Below are 17,112 nucleotides of genomic sequence, written 5' to 3'. Positions count from 1 at the left end.
GGTTTATTTTACTATAATATTTGGCTAATGTCAATCTAAGCGCTGCGTACTATTTGTAAATGCCCCTGTTGTATAGCTCCTGCCATTTCTCATGCGCTCCATAGGCTCGAGCTGGCGCGTCAACCTCACTTTCCTGGAGCAACAACTCCTCAGGGTCGATAAACATTACTTCGTCACCCTCTTCACCTGGCGCAAAGTCAAAATTCTCCGGCCAGACACGGCAATAAAAACAGATTTGATTGGCATCAATCCGCTCAATATACATCTCGTCCGACGCGTCAAACAGTTGATAGCACAAACCACCCTTGTAGCCGACTTCTTCAAGCAGCTCGCGTTTCAGTGACGACTCAATAGTCTCTCCAAAATCCATACCACCACCCGGCAAATCCCAATACGTCCGATCGATTTCTTTGACGACTAAAATCTGACCAACGTCGTTGTAAATCAGCGATTTGAGCGAAATGCGGTAGAGATAATCATGGCGAGTCGCGCCATCTGAATCTTGGGTGATGAGGTGTCCGTTGGTAAGATTTGACATGGGGATAATTATAGCACTTTTTCTCGAGAGTGTTGTATAGTCTCACATTACTTTAGTACACGCGGCTTCACAGCCCCCTTACATTCGACCGTAATTAGGTGATGTACTGCATCAAGCACATCTTCTTGACTAAAGTTAATACCAGATTGCTTCTTAATCTTCAAACGAATAGCTCGAATTACATCCTCCGTATAAATTGTCTTGACAAGACTATCTGTCGTTAAAGCATCAAACCTCTTCCAATATAGCTCCAAGTCTCCCTTTTCCACGCTACGCTTTGCAAGATTAATAAAATCTTTCGATGCCGCGCGCATAATAGATAAATCGGATAAATCATAGTCGAATACCAAGTGAGTCCTAATCGGCTTGCCAAAGATAACCCGATAAAGCTGGACTTGACGACCATTAAAGAGTAGAATCCAGTCAATACCCTCATTTGAAGCATAAGCCAACGCTTGACGTAGATGTCGTTCATTTAAGTCAATCTCCATAGCTTTTACTTCAACAACAAAATGCTTCTTGCGCTTAAGCTGGATCACATAATCAGCATATTCTCCCTTAATGGCGTATTCCGTCTTAATCTCATCACCAAATGCATAACCAAGTACATCTTGTAGAAACTCATTGACACTAATACGCGTCCCAGATTCATTCATGTCAGTCGGCTTATTTTTGCCAAGATATTTCTTGCGATACTCCCGCAATTGTTTTTCGAGTTGTGCGCGCTGATGCTCCGTTGCCATATTCCCCATTTCACACTTTACTTAACTTGCTACTTTAAAGTATAAGCTGTTACTTTTAACTTATCAAGGAGCGCGCTAATCTATTTTTTTAGACTAAGATATCCGTATCGGATTCCTCAACCTTCACCCGCCTCTGCTCCGTCGTATCCCGCTCACGCACGGTGACGGTGCCGTCCTCTAGCGTCTGGAAGTCGATGACTACACAGTGCGGCGTACCGATTTCGTCTTGACGGCGGTAGCGTTTGCCGATGTTGCCATTGTCATCCCACATCACTCGGCCTGGGTTGGCTTTGGCGAGCGCGGCGTAGACGTCGCGGGCTTTTTCCACCAATTCTGGCTTGTTTTTCAGTAGTGGCGAGACGGCAAATTTGACTGGCGCCAAATGCTCTGGCAGCGCCAAATATACCCGTTTTTCACCGTTTTGCTCATCCTCGCGGTACGCACCCGACAGCACCGCCATCAGCGCCCGCTCCACACCAAACGACGGCTCGATGACGTGCGGAACAAATTTTGTGTTCGTTCCCTTGACGGTGTATTCCATGCTCTTACCACTGGCGCGCTGGATGTTCATCAGATCAAAATCAGTGCGGTACGCGATGCCCATCAGCTCCTCGCGGCCAATCGGATAATCGTACTCGATGTCGATCGTCTTTTTGCTATAGTGCGCCCGATCCTCCGCCGGCACGTCCAGCTCGTGGATATGCTCTGGTTTCAGACCCAGCTCTGTCAAAAACTCATGCGTCGCCGCCAGCAGCTCATCAAACGCCTCCTGCCAATGCTCAGGGTCGACGAAATATTCAATCTCCATCTGCTCAAATTCCCGAGAGCGGAAGACGAAATCGCGCGGCGCAATCTCATTACGAAACGCCTTACCCTGCTGAGCAATGCCAAACGGCAAATTGGGGTAAAAACTATCGACGACGTTTCTGAAATTGGTAAAGATACCTTGGGCGGTTTCGGGGCGGAGATAGCTGATACTATCCTCACTCTCAGTCGCACCAACGTGCGTTTTGAACATCATATTGAAGGTGCGCGATGCGCTCAGTGGATTACCATCCGGGCTTTTGATGCCTTGTTCTACAATCGCCGCATCCATCTGCTCCATGGTCATGCCATCAGCGTCAACGCCATTGTCCTTGAGAATATGATCGGTGCGGTAGCGTCGGTGATTGACCGTATCTTCGCACAGCGGATCGACAAACGTATCCACATGTCCACTGGCCTGCCAAACTTTCTGATTCATCAAAATCGCCGCATCCACGCCATACATGTCGTCGCGCTCATCAACAAACCGGCGCCACCACAAATTCATGATATTACGCTTCAGCTGCACGCCTAGCGGGCCGTAATCCCACGTACCGCTCAGACCACCATACACATCCGACCCCTGATAAATAAAGCCGCGGCGCTTGCACAGGCTGATAATGTCTTCCATTTTTGCTTGACTCATCACACAACCTTTCTCCATGTTGGCAACATGGCGATTCATTAACTAAGGTTTATTATAGCATGCTTGACGGTCGCTATTTATTGTGCAACAATCGCACATAGGGAGTATCAATGGTGTTATGAGTCAGGAACAGTACAGCACATCGTCTACAGATAAAATTTTTCCAGATTCCCCTGTAATACGTCACCCCCAGGAATACTCATTGGAGGAGGTCCGTAGATTACTAGAGATTTCTGATAAATACGAAGGAGCGGATGATAGAGCTAGAAGCATAGTCGCCGAAGGGATCCGCGTCACTGGTTTCGCTGCTTTTAGTTCCACAAGCCCGCTAACAGCTCAGGAGCAAGGTAAAATTAGAGAATACTTTGGGCAATGGATGCTACTCAGAGATCAACTCTCAGGACTCATCACCCCCTATGAACACAATACTTTTCTCTCGGCAAAGCGTAATTTTGACTCTGCCTGCACCAGTAAAGTGTCCGACCAAGTAAAGGTGGCCTTCCTAGATCAAGCACTAGAAGATGCTCACAGTGTTTACGCCAGTCAGACCAAAAGAACAGATATTTCTTTTAGTTCCGTCCTCAATAAAATATTCCTAGCGCGCACGTTACGCGATCTCGCCGCGATGGGTCGATTTGATGACGACGCTAAAAGAAGCGCGGTTGCCCTGCTCTGGGAATGTGCCGATGAGATTATCAAAATAAGTAAGCCAGATCTCGAGGTGGAATATTGCAAGGAGTCCTATTTACATGAGATTGAATATTTCCGTGGCCAATACTCGGAAGAGATAGAGATTAACCCCGAAGAGAACCCCGATATTTCAACACATAACATACTCACCAAGCTTAATCAGTCGGATATTGAGTCCGGGCAAAACCCTAATACTTTCATGGAATCTGCCTTCTCCCCCCTACGGAAAGCAATTGTGAAGCATGCTCTACAAGACACAGTTACACCGCGGCATGCTGCCTAGCCACCAGCCAGCAACTAGCGATGACCGGGCCGAGGCCGCCGATGTGGGTAAGGTTTTCCAGCGGCTTGGCTTGGATGAGGCGCAGCAGCTTGATGTGATCGGCCGTTAGATCACCCTGCTCGCTTGGCCTTAGGGCCTTTTCGCTTGGATCGTACATGTATGATTTATCGCTCGTGAGCGTCCGCCCGGCCACGTCAGTGCGTAGATTCAGCTCGTCACCCAGTAGCTCGGCGTACTGCATATAAAACCACGTCTCGACCAGCAGCCGATCAACCGCCGGCCGATCAAGCCACGCCAGCACCTGACTAAGCACCGCGAACCACTCCGGCCCATCAACGGTCTCAGTCGCCTGCGCCACCAGCTTGAGCGCCTGGTAAGCGAACTGCATCCGCTCATAATCCTCGAGGATATGCCGATAAAATGCGCTGAGCCTAGCACTGGTCAGCAGTCCCAGCTCGCCGCGGCCCGAACGAATCACCACGTCACACAGCGCCAGGAGTTCAATGCCGCCAGCCAGCTTGCTCCGCTCGCGGCGCACCCCCTTGGCGATCACCGCCCGCCGCCCCTGGGGCGTTAGTAGCTGCAGCACTCGATCAGCCTCCGCGTAATCCGTCCGCCGTAGCACAATCGCCTTGAGTCGCTCACCGTCTTTCATTCAGCCTCCTCGCCTAGCACGCTGAGCGCGGCCCGTACGTCATCGGGCGTCATGCGCGCCTTATCGAGCACCGCCCGCACACCAAACGGCCGCAATTGATCCAGATCAAGTGCGACATTACTACACACCACTACTGGCAACTGCGCCAAATCCTCATGGCTTTGCAGCTCATTCAGCAGCGCCATCCCTGTCTCACCCGCCAGCAGCATATCGAGCACCAAGCCATCCGGCCGCCACTCATCAAGCATCGCTATCGCCTGTCCAGCCGCCACCACTGTCCGGGCCGTATACCCCGCCTCCAGCGCATACCGCTCCAGCACCGCCGCCCACTGCGGATCATCCTCGATGATCAGGAGTTTTTTCACAATAAGCTCATCTGCTCGCTGAGCGGCACATCAACATAAAACGTCAGTCCGTCTCGGTGGCGTATCAGCCCGATCTGCCCGCCCATCGCCCGCGCGAACGTTGCAGCGATATACACTCCGAGGCCACTACTGTCCGGTCGGGTTCTGACTGATTTACGCGTAGTCATCTCATCCACCAGCCGCCGATACTCAGCCAGGCTCATCATCGGCCCAAAATCCCGTACACCCAGCCGCACCATCGTCCCTGCCTGATGCATGGTCACGCGAATTACTGCCCCAGCCTCGCTGTAGCGCATCGCATTATCGAGAAAATTCGTCATGATCCGCCCAAGCAGCAATGGATTGGCCACCACCAGCCGCTTCTTGCCCGCCCGCGGCCACGTCACCCGTCGGTCATACAGCCGCAGCATATCGCGCGACTGGTGCGCCAATTGGGTCAGTAGCGCCAGTGGATTAACCGGCTCCAGCGGAAACAGCGTTGGCTGCACATTCACGGTACGCGCTAAGTCCTGTACCAAGGCCAGCGAGCGCTCCGCCGTTAGCGTCAGCCGTCGCTGCATCAACTGTGCCTCGGCTGGACTAAGCCGACCATCCTCGATCAGTAAACTCATCTGCCGAATCAACGCCAGCGGTGCCTTCAGCTCATGCGCCGCCACCGCTATGCTCGGCATCGCGGTAAACTCCTTATCACTCCACTGTGGCTGCACCATATATCTCTAGTATAGCAAATCGAGGCGCCAAAAAGAACCGCTGCCGCTCTGTATCATTTCATGCACCAGCCGCGACCGAGAGAGATTACTGTACAAATTTCACTGTCTTGAGAATAGCCTCAAAATCTGGCTTGAACGTATCAGCGTCGGTTGAAAAACGCAGCGTCTTGTCGCGCACCTTCATCAGCACCACCGAGCCGCGCAGATCCTTACTAAACGCACCGTCAATGCGCGTGGCGGTATTACCGTTATATTCGACGCTACTCGAGGTCAAATCACCCTTTTTCAGCAGGCTGGCGTACTGATCTAGTGTCTTATTAAAGTCACTATTGAGGATTTCGAGGCGCAGCGCAAACTTGTTTTGGTTGCTACTATGTGTGTTCGTCGGTGGCACGATAGCCGGGTGGAGATACGCTTTATAATCACCGCGATCGCTGCCGTCAGCCGCTACGTAAACACTCCAGGTTTTTGGATACATAAATGAGACGCGGCCGTACTGCTCGGGGCCGACGAATTCAATGCGCGGGTTTTTGGCTTCTTCATTAAATTTCTCGCGGTCAGCCTTTGATTGCTCTTCGCGCGCCTTGGCCGAAGCTACCGCCATCCGACTCTCGACCGCAGTTTTTTCCTGTGAATATGCCAGGTACGCCCAGATTGCCGCGCTACCAGCCGCCACGAACAGCACGATCGCGCTAATCGCCACAATCATCCAGCTATTGACATATCCCTGTTCCATCTCTGTTTTTCTACTCATATGCATCAGTATAGCTTATGCTTCGGGCGATGTAAAGCCTCCCGGCAGCTGATAGAGAAAATAGCCGTGGTATTCTTTTGTCGGTTGCGTGCCGGGGACAGAAAATCCGTAGCTCACGAAAGTCAGCGGCTCGGTCTGGGCGGCCGCTTGACGCTCGGCCAGCTGAAACATCTTTGCGATATCGCGACCATCGCCAAAGGCATACATCACCGTCACCTTGTCGAGCACCGGCTGCCGCCAGATATTCGCCCAGTGTACTTGGGCGCCCGGTAGTTTGCGCAGCCGCCAGCGCGATATTAGCACCAGGAATGGATTAATCTCATAGCCAATCGCCCGCGCACCCTGCTGGGCTGCCGCCATCAGCACCACACCGTCGCCCGATCCGATATCAAGCACCACGTCACCTTTACCGAGCGGCAGCGCCTCAGCAAACAGCCGCTGCACTTCGCGCGACCGTGACGGCACATACGGCGCACCAATCAGTGCTGGCAGTGCAAAGATCATCAGAATCGCGCCACCAAGCCACAGCAGCCATATCACGCGCTAAAATCCTCGCTGAGCACTGTAATATCGTGCTGCATATCATCCAGCGCCACCGTAATCTCCTTCGCCAGCTGCCGCGCCTCAACAAACCGCTGCCTGGCCTCATCCAGATTAAACTCCTCGCTCTGAAACCACGCAATGCGCTCATTCAGCTCCGCCATCATCTGCTCAATCGTTTTTTCGTTTGTTTTATCGTTGTTCACTGCTCTCAATCCTCGCTTTCATAATCATATCTTTTGTTGTAATCTTCACAATACTACCAATTTGACGATCGCCGCTGATCATCGCGTAACCGCGCCGCAGTGCTGTCTCTGGATCGTACTCAGCAATCATCCGTTGTTGCGACAATACCATATTTTTAGCAATGTCAACGCGGTGCGACCACTGTTCGAGCGCTGCTTGTTGCAACATTGTTACGTGAAGGCGTTGCTCCGTAATCTGCCGCTGAATTACCTCCGCCACGCTGCCCAGCCGCAACGCTAACTGCCGCCTCACCTCGTATTTATCCGGAAATAGCAGCTGAGCAGCATTGCTCGGCGTAGCTGCCCGCACGTCGGCCGCCAGATCGCACAGGCTCTCGTCAACCTCGTGCCCGATACCAGTCAGTACCGGCACGCGGCTGCCCGCCACCGCCCGCACTAAGCATTCGTCATTAAAGCTCGCCAGGTCCTCCGCACTACCACCACCGCGAATCAGCACAATCACCTCTGGCGGCTCCGCCAGCTGATTACAATGGGCAATCGCCCGCACCGCCTGATCAGCCGCACCGTCGCCCTGAACCTTAACATTAGCGACGATAAACTTCACCCCGCCCCAGCGCTCACCAGCAATTTTCATAAAATCAGCGTAGCCCGCCGCCTGCGTGCTGGAAATGACCGCCACGCGAGCAGGATATGGCGGCAAGGGACGCTTCCGTTCCGTATCAAACAGCCCTTCGCCCGCCAGTTTCGCCTTGAGCAACTCGGCGCTGCGCTTGAGGTGACCCGCACCCAGCGGCTTGACCTCCTGTACCGTTAGGCTAAACTTACCCTTGGCGGTTAGCTTGGCTGAGGCCTGCACCATCACGCACATCCCTTCCTCGATCGGCGTCCTGAGTTGCCAGGACATCATGAAACAATTGACCGCGCTCTCATTGTCCTTGAGGGTAAAAAAGACAAACTTTTGCTGACGCACCGCGAACTCAGCAACCTCGCCTTCAACCTCGACGACCGGGACAGCCGTCTCCAGCACTTGATTGACAACCGCTACAAAGCCGCTGACACTAAACCGCGGCGCTATCGTCGTCATCTGGCTGCCCGTACTTGATCAGCGCGTGCTGATAAAATATATACCCAAAGATAATCGTCCCTGCAAGCAAGATCACCCGCGTCAGTACAATCCCAGCGATAGCGACGTCCGGCGCCACACCGGTCATGCTCAGAAAAACGATCATAATTGCTTCGTACACGCCCGCACCACCCGGCGTAAAGGCCACCAAGCTAGCCAGTCCTGCCACGCCGTAGCCGATGATCAGCACTGCTGGATTGACCGACACGCCCAGTGCCCAAAACGCCACGATGAACATCAACACATCAAAAATGGCATAAATCGCGCCCCAGACCAGCGGCTTGACGAGTAGGCGCCGGTGCTCTGACAGTTCCACGAAATCATCATGCATCTCAGCAAAAAACGCTTCAATTTTCGTCGAAACCAGCAACCGCTTGATTTTGCCCAGTGTCGCCCAGCGCACTACCGCGTTGATCAACCGCGACACCCGCACCGCCGTGTTGTGCATCCGCTTTCGCGACGAGAACATAAAAATCAGCCCAAAGGTCAATGCCAGCACCACCAGCACGAGGAAGAAACTTGACGTCACGATGTAGCGATTGACCTGCCCGTCAATTGACAGGATCAATACCGCCGCGATCAATAGCACCATCAGCGACAAAAAGCCCGTCACGTAACGGATCACCTGAGCAAAGGTCGAGCGCGCCGAGCTGACGCCGAGCTTGTGCATCCGCCACGTCGTGTAGGAGATGCCGCTGACGCCGCCCGACGGAAAAATGTGATTGACCAGATTCAGTTCCAGCGCAATTCGCGTCTGCTCAAACCGCGAGATATGCCCGATCAGTTTTTTGTCGCGAAGATAGGCAAAGATCATCTCACCGCCCGCAAAATACACGATAATCTGAAACGGCACTAGTAGCATCAACAGCCAGATATTTGCCCGGCCAAGTAATTCCCATGCCCGAGCCAGCTCCGCCCGCGACAGAAAAATAATCAGCACCAGCACTGCCAACGTCACGAGGCTCATGATCGTCCGTGGTGACTTACATGCTTCCAAAAGTTGCCGTATCCCTTTTGATACCATATCGTCAATTATATCACGCGGTTTTTGCTATAATCAAACCATGTACATCGCCCTGCTTGGCCGCCAGCCAGAGATCTCGATAGCCGAACTTGCGGCGGTCTTTGGCGCAGACTGCGTCAATCGCATCAGCCAGCAATTTGCCAAAGTTCAAACATCTCAATTTGATATTACCACCCTAGGCGGCACCATTAAATGTGCTAAAGTGATCACCGAGCTGCCTGCCAGCCGCACCGACAAGGCCTCACTCCTCGCCGCTTCGCGCTTCATCACCCAGCATTATCAAGCCAAGTGGGCGCACTCGCCGCATAAAATCACCCTCGGTCTCAGCGCTTATAACCTAGCCGTTACCGCCCGCGATGTCCAGAAAACCGGCCTCATCCTCAAATCATCCCTGAAAAAATCGGGTACCAGTCTCCGCCTCATCCCCAACGATCAACCCGCCCTCTCTACTGCCACCGCACACAATAATAAGCTCGGTGGTTCACCGTATAAAGTCGAGCTACTTCTCGTCAAAACGACCGACCGCCGCCTCGTCATCGCCGAGAGCCGCGGCGTCCAAAACATCACCGCCTACACCCGCCGTGACCGCCACCGTCCCAAGCGCGACGCGTTCGTTGGTATGCTACCGCCCAAATTAGCGCAGATTATGCTGAATTTAGCGCTGGGTGCTGGGTCGCTAGCTCATCAAAAATCGTGTAGTAATTCTGCGACGGGGTCGGCTTCTAGCCTCTTTGACAAGTCGATGGTTCTGCGGACGGCGTTGCCGGATGCATTCGACTTGGAGGAGATGGCTGGAGGCCGACCTGTTGTGACAATCCTCGACCCCTTCTGCGGCACCGGCACCGTCCTGCAAGAAGCCCTACTCGCTGGCTATGATGTCGTCGGCACCGACCTCAGTCAAAAAATGGTTGACTACACGACAGAGAATCTATCGTGGCTACAATCAACTTTCACCACGCCCGGCAACGTCATCGACATTCATCAAGCCGACGCCACCACGCACCGTTGGCCAAACAGCACGCACCTCACTGCCGTCGTCTGCGAAACCTACCTCGGCCAGCCCTTCTCCGCGCCGCCCGCGCCTCAAAAATTAGCAGAGGTTGCCGGTAACTGCAACCATATTATCACCAGCTTTCTCACCAACATTCGCCCGCAACTGGCGCCGAACACGCCGCTGTGTATCGCCGTGCCAGCGTGGTACGACGCGTCCGGCCAGGCCACTCATGTGCCGCTGATAAAGCACCTCCAACAGCTCGATTATCACCATCTCAACCGTCGTACACCGCTCATATACCGCCGCCCTGACCAGGTCGTCGCCCGCGAGCTACTGATCCTGCAGACTACCTAAGCACCGGACGATTAAGTTGTAGCGCCGGATCATAGTCTGCGAGCTGCCCCAAGCGACCTACCAATTCCTTTTCCAAAAGATCAAGCTGCGCTTGACGCGCCTCTGCCATTTGCTTGGCCGCAGAAGGAGCGATCGCCTCCTGATGATACTGTTGACACATCGCTAGTAAATCCTTAGCGCTCAGACCGATCCGCCGCTGATTCAACACCATGATCAAAAATGCCAAGGTCGGCCGCGCCTGCTTGGTTATTTCCGTCGTCATTTGTTGATCGGTATCAGCAAACATATCTTGCCCAATCTGGCTCAATAGTCCATCCACCATATTCGCCCCGGCTGACGCATATGACCCCTCGTCTGAGATATATTGCTCAAGCGGCTCGGAAAGCGCCACCTCAACCTTTGCCGTTGCACCACTCTCGTGCTGCAGTGTCGCTGTAATCATCTTTTCCGTTGTCGTCTGACCATTGACACCGCGCTCAGCAACCTCTGCCGCCGCCGTCTGTACCGCGTGTAGTGCCTGCAGCGCTTCTCCGTCACGAGGCATTTCTCGAGATTCGTGCACAGCACCACCGAATGCCACTGCACCAACGGTGCCCAAGCCACCCAGTAGTACCGTTCTTCTATCCACTCGTCTGTTGAAAATAGCTTCCATTGTCGTCATATTCTGCTCGTTCATAGCCCCTAGTTATATAACACTTGGCTAATCAAGTAAAGCCCCTTGACTTTTTATCAGCCGTCACTTATACTGGTACAGATTAGGTTTAGAAAATTTAAGGAGTTTCAATGTCAAAAGTCAAAGCTGGTGGCTCAAGTAAGAACATCCACAACAACCCTGGCCAACGCCTCGGCGTCAAGCGCTTCGGCGGCCAAAAAGTCAACGCTGGCGAGGTACTCGTCCGCCAAACAGGCGCCACAAAAATCGCTGGCGAGGGCGCGTACATGAGCCGCAACTACACTATCCACGCCGCTAAGTCTGGCGTCGTCACCTTCAAACAGGTCAAGAAAACCAAATTCACCGGCAAAACTGAGCGGCGAACTCAGGTTTGCGTCGGCTAGTCAAGTATCATCTTGTTCACAGCGCCGCTGGTCGCGTTCGTTTTTTCAGCCGCTTGCCTTGCTCTGCAATTTTATTACTGTAACGCGCACCTTCGACACGGTCGTCAGCGTACCCATCAATCTGGTCATGTAGCTCACGACCCACGACTGCCAACGCCGTAAAATATGTCACCGAGCACTTGATTATCAGGTGTCTCGCCCTGCAGGGCATAGAAAAACGCCATATCATCTACCAGCTCGACATCGAAACAAGATGACTTGTCAACCAGCGCCGCCATAACATCCGGCGTCAGTACGTAGCGCACATCAACATCATACTGCTTTGGCGCGTATAGTGTGAAATACGTATCAAAATCGCCCTCCAGACTGATGCGCTGACTGTTCGAAATCACCACCGGCAAATTACTGATCAGCGCCTTGCCCATCACGATTCCGTCATTGGATTTCGAGTCCAGCACCAAGTGCGGCACCCTGCGAGGTAGGCGCATCCCAGCGTAGTACCAGGTATACGTCCGCCGCTGTTTACCGCTACCAACCGTATATTCGTAACGACCGACTTCCAGTAGTCGCTGTCCGTCGCGTCCATACGACAACACGCCGCGATAATGCCGCGAATAGCCGACATCAAACAATAGACCAAGGCCGATTGTGTCAGCTTTACCGACTGGATCATATTCCAATCCACAACAAGACGCAAAGTCAGCCATTCGTATATGCCGACGTATCGCCCGCCTTGAGGCGCGGAAAAAGACAATCATTGACGTGGTGGCCAATATACCAATCATCACCACCAAAACGAGCCAGTGCGGCACAAGTGACATCAAAACAGCAAGTCCGATACAAAAGATAACCCACACGACCGCCAGCACCGCCATGTCGGCTAGCGACGTATCAAACCCCAGCGACCAACGAGAAAGTCCCATACGCCGCCGATACTCCCTCGCTTCTGCCAACGAGACCGGCCGGCGTAGTACTGTCAGCGTATCTTCGGTAATTTTTGGCAACCATTCCACGCCCTTATTATAGCAAACTACCTACGCGGGGATGGCCCAACCTAGTTTTCAAACGACTGCGACATGCCCAAATGATGCTTCACTCGCGCTACCACATCGCCGATCACCACCTGTGACTTGACGAGGTATTCATCCACGCCCAGCGCCTCTGCCCGCTCTCGGTCTTTCTGCTGGCTGAGCGCCGTCAGCATGATCACCCGCACGTTGGTCGTTTCTGGCGTATTGCGCAGGATATCGAGCACGTCAAAGCCGCTAATTTTCGGCATCATAGCATCCAGTACGATCAGATCCGGCCGAAACGCCACCGTTGCCGACAGCGCGTCCTCACCATTATGCACCTCACGAATCTCAAAGCCCTCCAGCTCCAGCCGCGACCGATAGACTGCCGCCAGTGCTGTATCGTCTTCAACCAATAGTATTTTTTTCCTGTGTTGCATATCGTTACCCTCCCTTTTTGAGCCTATACACTCTTTGCTTTTTCCAATTGTGGATCGCGTCCATTATCTGCCGCCCCAGCCGTCATCTCGACCTTAATATCTGGCTCGATACCCGACTTGTCAATATTCTTGCCATGCGGCGTATACCAGCGCGCCTCGGTCACTTTTAGAACCGAGCCATCCGCGAGATCAATCGGCCGCTGCACACTGCCCTTGCCATAAGTTTTTTCGCCAACCAGCGTCGCCTTGCCGTGATCCTTGAGCGCCCCCGCCACGATCTCGCTGGCGCTGGCACTACCACCGTTAATCAACACAACCGTCTTGATATCACCGAGAAGCGGCTGGCCGGTCGATTTCTCCGTCGAGATAACCTGCTCACCGCGCCGTTGGGTCATTACCACCTCATGATTGAGCCACAACCCCGCTAACGCCTGTGCGGCCGCCACCGTACCGCCAGGATTTCCTCGAAGGTCGAGGATGACTTTCCTAACACCTGCCGAGCGAAACTCCTCGGCGGCTTGGCGCGCTTGCTTGCCGGTGTCATCATTAAAGCGACTGACCGTCAAAATACCAATCTCACCATCAACCTTCCACTCGGCAGCCGGCGCGACGACCTCCTCGCGTGTCACCGTTATATCTTTACGCTCGCCGCCACGCGACAGCACCAACTTGACCGTCGTGCCAACGTCGCCACGAATACGCTGCACCACTTGATCAACCGGCATATTAGTCACCACCGTGTCATTGACCTTGACGATGGCATCACCAGCTTTGACGCCCGCCTTTTCGGCTGGGCTATTCTTTAGCGGCCGGATGATCGTCGGCACGTTATGCCGCTTGGCAATTTCCGCCCCGATACCGCCACCAATATTGCCCGACAAGCTCTTCTCAAACTCCTTGGCTTCATCCGGATCCATATACGCCGTGTGCGGATCGCCCGTCGCCGCCACCATACCGCGCGCCGCCCCACGTGTAAGTGCTTGCTCATCCAACGTACCGTCATAATGAGCCTTTAGCTCACGGTACACGCGCTGCACTGTTGATACATCCAGCGACCCCGTCGCTGTCCTGAGGCCAAACAGCGACCCGACCTGCGCCATAATCAGATCTGACCGCGTTCCGGCCACAAAACTCACAATCGCGATCAGCAGCCCGCCCAAAAACAAGTGAGCTCGCGTTCCTACCCTCCGTTGCTCTGTCATATATCTATTGTACACAAAAACCCCCGCTGATGCGAGGGTTTTATTGACTCATCGTGCTATTAAAAATACACGTAGGTTAGGCCCGAGGCTAAACGCGTATACTTCCGGTACAGACCGTCCCACGCCAAGTTATAGTCGCTGACCGTAATTGTGCCGTCACCATTAACCGACTCGACGTACATCACGTGTCCATAATAGCCAACATTCATAACCGCTGCTGCGCCAGCCTTTGGTGTCGAACCGCTCTGGATGCCGTATCGCGCCGCTGTTGATGGCCACTGATTAGCGTTACCAGCCCCACCAAAATGCGGCACAAACCGACCAGTACTGTGGATCTTCCAGGCCACATAGCTCACGCATTCGCGCGTATATAGGCCCCATGGATCGACGTAAGCATCCAGTGGTGCATTCGCCCAGACGCCTGGATAGCCGCCACCACCCGGGATACCACCCGGAATTGATACGCCGCCAAGTGCTCGCCGGTTAGCCGCCGCCTGCTCTTCGCGCAGTTTCGCTGCTTGGTTATTCCGCTGCGTCGCCAGGGCTGCGTAAGCATTTTGGTCATTCTTGGTGTCATTAACCAGCTTGGCCTGCTCTGCCTGCTTGGACGCTAGTTGCGTCTGCTGAGCTTTCTGGTCTTTGAGCACATTCTCGACTGACTTTTTATTCTCTTCTAACTTAGCCTGCAGCGCCTTAATTTCCTTGATCTTATCATTCAGTGAGGATCGCAAACTACTACGTTGCTCCTGCTTATCAACATAATCGCCGATTGATTTGGAGCTCGCCAACATCTCGAGTGGCGAAATCTGATCATCAAGGTAAATATCTGACAAGATTTTGCCCATGACCTTACGGCTTTTCTCAATTGCCAGCTTATTCTTGGTAATCTCCGCGACCAGTGCATTATGCTTTTGCTGACTCTTGGCAATTTCCGTTCGGATCGAATCAATCTGGGCGTTAATGCGCCCCAGCTCTTCCTCCAGCGTCGCTGCCATCGTCCCGAGACGATTAGCCTCGTTCTGCGCCTGCTGTGCCTGTCGGTTGAGGGCATCAATTTCTGCATCATAGTCACGTGCAAATACGTGTGGGCCGAGCTGGAATACGCCAGCGCCCAAAACAACAGCACTAACCGCCACGAGAGCTGCCCGTGTGGGCCGTGATGTTGAAACTGGTGTGGTGGACCTTATCTTCATTGCTTTTTATTTTAGCACAAGCGACATATAGACGTCAAGCGTCTTGGTTCATTACATGTTCAGGGGTCAGCGACAAAATAATTTATAATTTTAAGTATTTGCGCGTCGCGATCAATGATGAGACGATACCGATCACCGCACCAATCATAATCATCGCTAGCACCACCAGCCCGGCATACGTGGTACTAATATTCATCAAGTTATCCATCGGTAGCCGCACTGCCAGCTTGTCATGCGCCGAGAACAACAACAGATACCCGACTCCTGAGGCCACCAGTGCCGCGATAAATCCATACATGATTGCCTCGACGATAAATGGCCCACGGATAAACCCACGATCAGCACCGATCAGCTTCATCATCTGGATCTCGTCTTTGCGGTTAAAAATTGCCATCCTGATGGTGTTAAACACCACCAGCGACGAAATCACCACGAACACCACCGTAGCGATCGAGCCGGCGATACTGGCAAACCGCACCCAATCACCGATGGCATTGATCGCATCACGCCGATCACCGATGAACGACGGTTCTTTAGTCGGATCTTTGTGCTTCTTATACAGCTCGTCATGCTTCGTAAACTCAATCAGTGCCCGCTGATCGTTTAAATCCTTGAGCGAAGCCCGAAGCGATGCTGGCATTTCGTTACTTGATTCCTTGATCGCCTCGAGAGTTGCTGGATCATTCTTATACTTCTCGATTTGCTCCTGACGCGCCTGCTCTGCCGAGATATACGTCACCTTTTCGACATTCTGGAGCTTGCTCAGGCGCGATGTCAGCTCGTCGATCACCTTTTGCTCGGTTGAGCCTTTGAGGAAAATTGACATATCGGACTTGCGCGAAATTGTATCGACCGAGTCAACCAGCACCTGGCGAGCAGCCATAGTAACGGCAATAATGAGCAGCGTCACCGCCATCACCGCAGTCGCTGCGATCGTCAGCCAGGTATTACGACTAAAATTATTGATACCATACCGGCACATTCGCCAGAACGTCAGCACCCGACGGCGACGCTGCCGCGTGCGCTTGAGAACTTTAGGATCGACGCGCGCCTTGGCGGCGGCTTTACGTGAGATATCGGTCATTGTTTGTAACTCCCCTTGGCTTGATCAGAGGTGATTTTACCGTGATCAATGGTGATCACCCGGCGTTTGAGCTTATTGACAATATCGACATTGTGCGTGGTCAGCAGCACCGTGGTGCCGTATTTGTTAATTTTTTCCAGCAAGCGCACAATATCCCAGCTATGCTTTGGGTCAAGGTTACCAGTCGGCTCGTCAGCGATCAAGATCTTTGGCTGCCGAACCACTGCCCGGGCAATCGCCACCCGTTGGCGCTCACCGCCAGACAGTTGGTTTGGGAAATTCTTTTCCTTACCTTTCAGCCCCACCAGCTCGATCACCTTTGGCACTGTTGATTTGATCTCACGATTAGTCATGCCGGCAATCTCCAGCGCAAAGGCCACATTCTCAAACACCGTCCGATTCGGCAAAAGTTTGAAATCCTGAAACACCACGCCGATCTTGCGGCGGAGCAGCGGAATATGCTTGTCCTTGAGCGTGTCATAATCAATCCCACCGACGACAATCTTGCCGCCAGTCGGCTTTTCCTCGCGGGTCAGCAGTTTGAGCAGCGTCGACTTCCCCGCACCGGACGTCCCGACCAAAATCACAAACTCGCCCGGCTTGACATGAACACTCACCCGGTTCAAGGCCGGCTTGTTATCCTTGCCATACGTTTTGGTAACCCTATCTAACAAAATCATTGCCATTAGTATAGCAGA

The 17,112-nt window shown here is 53.2% G+C and carries 22 protein-coding genes; 3 read left to right on the top strand and 19 right to left on the bottom strand.

The genetic code is table 11. The annotated features are described in order from the left end of the window. Positions 1 to 49: 49 nt before the first annotated feature. From GWK74_01415 to GWK74_01405, 3 genes are all read right to left on the bottom strand, one after another. On the bottom strand, positions 50 to 538 hold the full coding sequence (locus GWK74_01415; GenBank protein QHU90180.1) for an NUDIX domain-containing protein: 489 nt from the start codon (positions 536 to 538) through the stop codon (positions 50 to 52). A gap of 47 nt (positions 539 to 585) precedes the next feature. After that, the gene (locus tag GWK74_01410) at positions 586 to 1,281 is read right to left on the bottom strand and encodes a hypothetical protein (GenBank protein QHU90179.1); all 696 of its coding nucleotides are present in this window, start codon (positions 1,279 to 1,281) and stop codon (positions 586 to 588) included. Positions 1,282 to 1,369: 88 nt separating this feature from the next. Beyond that, positions 1,370 to 2,749: a glycine--tRNA ligase gene (locus GWK74_01405; GenBank protein ID QHU90838.1), complete on the bottom strand. Its 1,380-nt coding sequence runs from the start codon at positions 2,747 to 2,749 to the stop codon at positions 1,370 to 1,372. Between the two features lie 100 nt (positions 2,750 to 2,849). Here GWK74_01405 and GWK74_01400 point away from each other — a divergent pair, with 100 nt between their 5' ends. Then, positions 2,850 to 3,704, top strand: coding sequence for a hypothetical protein (locus GWK74_01400; protein QHU90178.1), 855 nt, complete (start codon positions 2,850 to 2,852; stop codon positions 3,702 to 3,704). Here GWK74_01400 and recO read toward each other — a convergent pair. The 8 genes from recO to GWK74_01360 all read right to left on the bottom strand — a co-directional run bounded on the left by recO (position 3,682) and on the right by GWK74_01360 (position 9,081). Beyond that, a complete protein-coding gene (recO, locus tag GWK74_01395; GenBank protein QHU90177.1) occupies positions 3,682 to 4,359 on the bottom strand; it encodes a DNA repair protein RecO in 678 nt (225 codons plus the stop codon). The two genes, GWK74_01400 and recO, sit on opposite strands and share 23 nt — an antisense overlap. Further along, on the bottom strand, positions 4,356 to 4,724 hold the full coding sequence (locus GWK74_01390) for a response regulator (GenBank protein ID QHU90176.1): 369 nt from the start codon (positions 4,722 to 4,724) through the stop codon (positions 4,356 to 4,358). Before GWK74_01390 ends, recO begins: the two co-directional genes overlap by 4 nt. Beyond that, complete coding sequence (locus GWK74_01385) at positions 4,721 to 5,434, bottom strand: hypothetical protein (GenBank protein QHU90175.1); 714 nt, start codon at positions 5,432 to 5,434, stop codon at positions 4,721 to 4,723. Before GWK74_01385 ends, GWK74_01390 begins: the two co-directional genes overlap by 4 nt. Positions 5,435 to 5,519: 85 nt before the next feature. After that, on the bottom strand, positions 5,520 to 6,188 hold the full coding sequence (locus GWK74_01380; protein QHU90174.1) for a hypothetical protein: 669 nt from the start codon (positions 6,186 to 6,188) through the stop codon (positions 5,520 to 5,522). Positions 6,189 to 6,203: 15 nt separating this feature from the next. After that, on the bottom strand, positions 6,204 to 6,728 hold the full coding sequence (locus GWK74_01375; GenBank protein ID QHU90173.1) for a hypothetical protein: 525 nt from the start codon (positions 6,726 to 6,728) through the stop codon (positions 6,204 to 6,206). Then, positions 6,725 to 6,934, bottom strand: coding sequence for a hypothetical protein (locus tag GWK74_01370; GenBank protein QHU90172.1), 210 nt, complete (start codon positions 6,932 to 6,934; stop codon positions 6,725 to 6,727). The genes GWK74_01375 and GWK74_01370 overlap by 4 nt, the downstream gene beginning before the upstream one ends. Beyond that, positions 6,921 to 8,018: an exodeoxyribonuclease VII large subunit gene (gene xseA / locus GWK74_01365; GenBank protein QHU90171.1), complete on the bottom strand. Its 1,098-nt coding sequence runs from the start codon at positions 8,016 to 8,018 to the stop codon at positions 6,921 to 6,923. The genes GWK74_01370 and xseA overlap by 14 nt, the downstream gene beginning before the upstream one ends. Next, a complete protein-coding gene (locus tag GWK74_01360) occupies positions 7,993 to 9,081 on the bottom strand; it encodes a flippase-like domain-containing protein (protein QHU90170.1) in 1,089 nt (362 codons plus the stop codon). The genes xseA and GWK74_01360 overlap by 26 nt, the downstream gene beginning before the upstream one ends. Positions 9,082 to 9,700: 619 nt before the next feature. Between GWK74_01360 and GWK74_01355 the strand changes: the two genes are divergently transcribed. Continuing rightward, positions 9,701 to 10,429 (top strand): methyltransferase domain-containing protein, encoded by a 729-nt coding sequence (locus GWK74_01355; protein QHU90837.1) that lies wholly within the window; start codon positions 9,701 to 9,703, stop codon positions 10,427 to 10,429. Here the strand turns inward: GWK74_01355 and GWK74_01350 are convergent. Beyond that, positions 10,422 to 11,105, bottom strand: coding sequence for a hypothetical protein (locus GWK74_01350; protein ID QHU90169.1), 684 nt, complete (start codon positions 11,103 to 11,105; stop codon positions 10,422 to 10,424). The genes GWK74_01355 and GWK74_01350 overlap by 8 nt on opposite strands. A gap of 107 nt (positions 11,106 to 11,212) precedes the next feature. On the opposite strand from GWK74_01350, the gene GWK74_01345 reads away from it, so the two are divergent. Beyond that, entirely contained in the window at positions 11,213 to 11,485 is a 273-nt protein-coding gene (locus GWK74_01345) for a 50S ribosomal protein L27 (GenBank protein ID QHU90168.1), read from the top strand. Positions 11,486 to 11,501: 16 nt separating this feature from the next. On the opposite strand, the gene GWK74_01340 is transcribed toward GWK74_01345, so the two are convergent. The 7 genes from GWK74_01340 to ftsE all read right to left on the bottom strand — a co-directional run bounded on the left by GWK74_01340 (position 11,502) and on the right by ftsE (position 17,094). After that, positions 11,502 to 11,657 carry a hypothetical protein gene (locus GWK74_01340; protein ID QHU90167.1) on the bottom strand — a complete coding sequence of 52 codons (156 nt, stop codon included), beginning with the start codon at positions 11,655 to 11,657 and terminating at the stop codon, positions 11,502 to 11,504. Next, the gene (locus tag GWK74_01335) at positions 11,620 to 12,498 is read right to left on the bottom strand and encodes a hypothetical protein (GenBank protein ID QHU90166.1); all 879 of its coding nucleotides are present in this window, start codon (positions 12,496 to 12,498) and stop codon (positions 11,620 to 11,622) included. Before GWK74_01335 ends, GWK74_01340 begins: the two co-directional genes overlap by 38 nt. A 41-nt stretch (positions 12,499 to 12,539) precedes the next feature. Then, positions 12,540 to 12,935, bottom strand: coding sequence for a response regulator (locus GWK74_01330; GenBank protein ID QHU90165.1), 396 nt, complete (start codon positions 12,933 to 12,935; stop codon positions 12,540 to 12,542). 23 nt (positions 12,936 to 12,958) lie between these two features. After that, positions 12,959 to 14,137: a PDZ domain-containing protein gene (locus GWK74_01325; GenBank protein ID QHU90164.1), complete on the bottom strand. Its 1,179-nt coding sequence runs from the start codon at positions 14,135 to 14,137 to the stop codon at positions 12,959 to 12,961. Positions 14,138 to 14,196: 59 nt separating this feature from the next. Further along, positions 14,197 to 15,330 carry a CHAP domain-containing protein gene (locus tag GWK74_01320; protein QHU90163.1) on the bottom strand — a complete coding sequence of 378 codons (1,134 nt, stop codon included), beginning with the start codon at positions 15,328 to 15,330 and terminating at the stop codon, positions 14,197 to 14,199. Positions 15,331 to 15,412: 82 nt separating this feature from the next. After that, complete coding sequence (locus GWK74_01315; GenBank protein QHU90162.1) at positions 15,413 to 16,414, bottom strand: FtsX-like permease family protein; 1,002 nt, start codon at positions 16,412 to 16,414, stop codon at positions 15,413 to 15,415. Further along, positions 16,411 to 17,094, bottom strand: a complete 684-nt coding sequence (gene ftsE, locus GWK74_01310) for a cell division ATP-binding protein FtsE (protein QHU90161.1) — start codon at positions 17,092 to 17,094, stop codon at positions 16,411 to 16,413. The genes GWK74_01315 and ftsE overlap by 4 nt, the downstream gene beginning before the upstream one ends. Positions 17,095 to 17,112 lie beyond the last annotated feature (18 nt).

It is taken from the genome of Candidatus Saccharibacteria bacterium oral taxon 488 (assembly GCA_010202115.1).
Classification (GTDB): Bacteria; Patescibacteriota; Saccharimonadia; order Saccharimonadales; family Saccharimonadaceae; genus Nanosynbacter.
The sequence above is the reverse complement of the archived record's forward strand: the minus strand, read 5'-3'. Positions and strand labels throughout refer to the sequence as shown.

Bases quoted from the DNA above. Each gene is read 5' to 3' on its own strand.
- GWK74_01415 (QHU90180.1), bottom strand. From the start codon at position 538: ATGTCAAATCTTACCAACGGACACCTCATCACCCAAGATTCAGATGGC.
- GWK74_01410 (QHU90179.1), bottom strand. From the start codon at position 1,281: ATGGCAACGGAGCATCAGCGCGCACAACTCGAAAAACAATTGCGGGAG.
- GWK74_01405 (QHU90838.1), bottom strand. From the start codon at position 2,749: ATGGAGAAAGGTTGTGTGATGAGTCAAGCAAAAATGGAAGACATTATC.
- GWK74_01400 (QHU90178.1), top strand. From the start codon at position 2,850: ATGAGTCAGGAACAGTACAGCACATCGTCTACAGATAAAATTTTTCCA.
- recO (QHU90177.1), bottom strand. From the start codon at position 4,359: ATGAAAGACGGTGAGCGACTCAAGGCGATTGTGCTACGGCGGACGGAT.
- GWK74_01385 (QHU90175.1), bottom strand. From the start codon at position 5,434: ATGGTGCAGCCACAGTGGAGTGATAAGGAGTTTACCGCGATGCCGAGC.
- GWK74_01380 (QHU90174.1), bottom strand. From the start codon at position 6,188: ATGAGTAGAAAAACAGAGATGGAACAGGGATATGTCAATAGCTGGATG.
- xseA (QHU90171.1), bottom strand. From the start codon at position 8,018: ATGACGACGATAGCGCCGCGGTTTAGTGTCAGCGGCTTTGTAGCGGTT.
- GWK74_01360 (QHU90170.1), bottom strand. From the start codon at position 9,081: ATGGTATCAAAAGGGATACGGCAACTTTTGGAAGCATGTAAGTCACCA.
- GWK74_01355 (QHU90837.1), top strand. From the start codon at position 9,701: ATGCTACCGCCCAAATTAGCGCAGATTATGCTGAATTTAGCGCTGGGT.
- GWK74_01350 (QHU90169.1), bottom strand. From the start codon at position 11,105: ATGAACGAGCAGAATATGACGACAATGGAAGCTATTTTCAACAGACGA.
- GWK74_01345 (QHU90168.1), top strand. From the start codon at position 11,213: ATGTCAAAAGTCAAAGCTGGTGGCTCAAGTAAGAACATCCACAACAAC.
- GWK74_01330 (QHU90165.1), bottom strand. From the start codon at position 12,935: ATGCAACACAGGAAAAAAATACTATTGGTTGAAGACGATACAGCACTG.
- GWK74_01325 (QHU90164.1), bottom strand. From the start codon at position 14,137: ATGACAGAGCAACGGAGGGTAGGAACGCGAGCTCACTTGTTTTTGGGC.
- GWK74_01320 (QHU90163.1), bottom strand. From the start codon at position 15,330: ATGAAGATAAGGTCCACCACACCAGTTTCAACATCACGGCCCACACGG.
- GWK74_01315 (QHU90162.1), bottom strand. From the start codon at position 16,414: ATGACCGATATCTCACGTAAAGCCGCCGCCAAGGCGCGCGTCGATCCT.
- ftsE (QHU90161.1), bottom strand. From the start codon at position 17,094: ATGATTTTGTTAGATAGGGTTACCAAAACGTATGGCAAGGATAACAAG.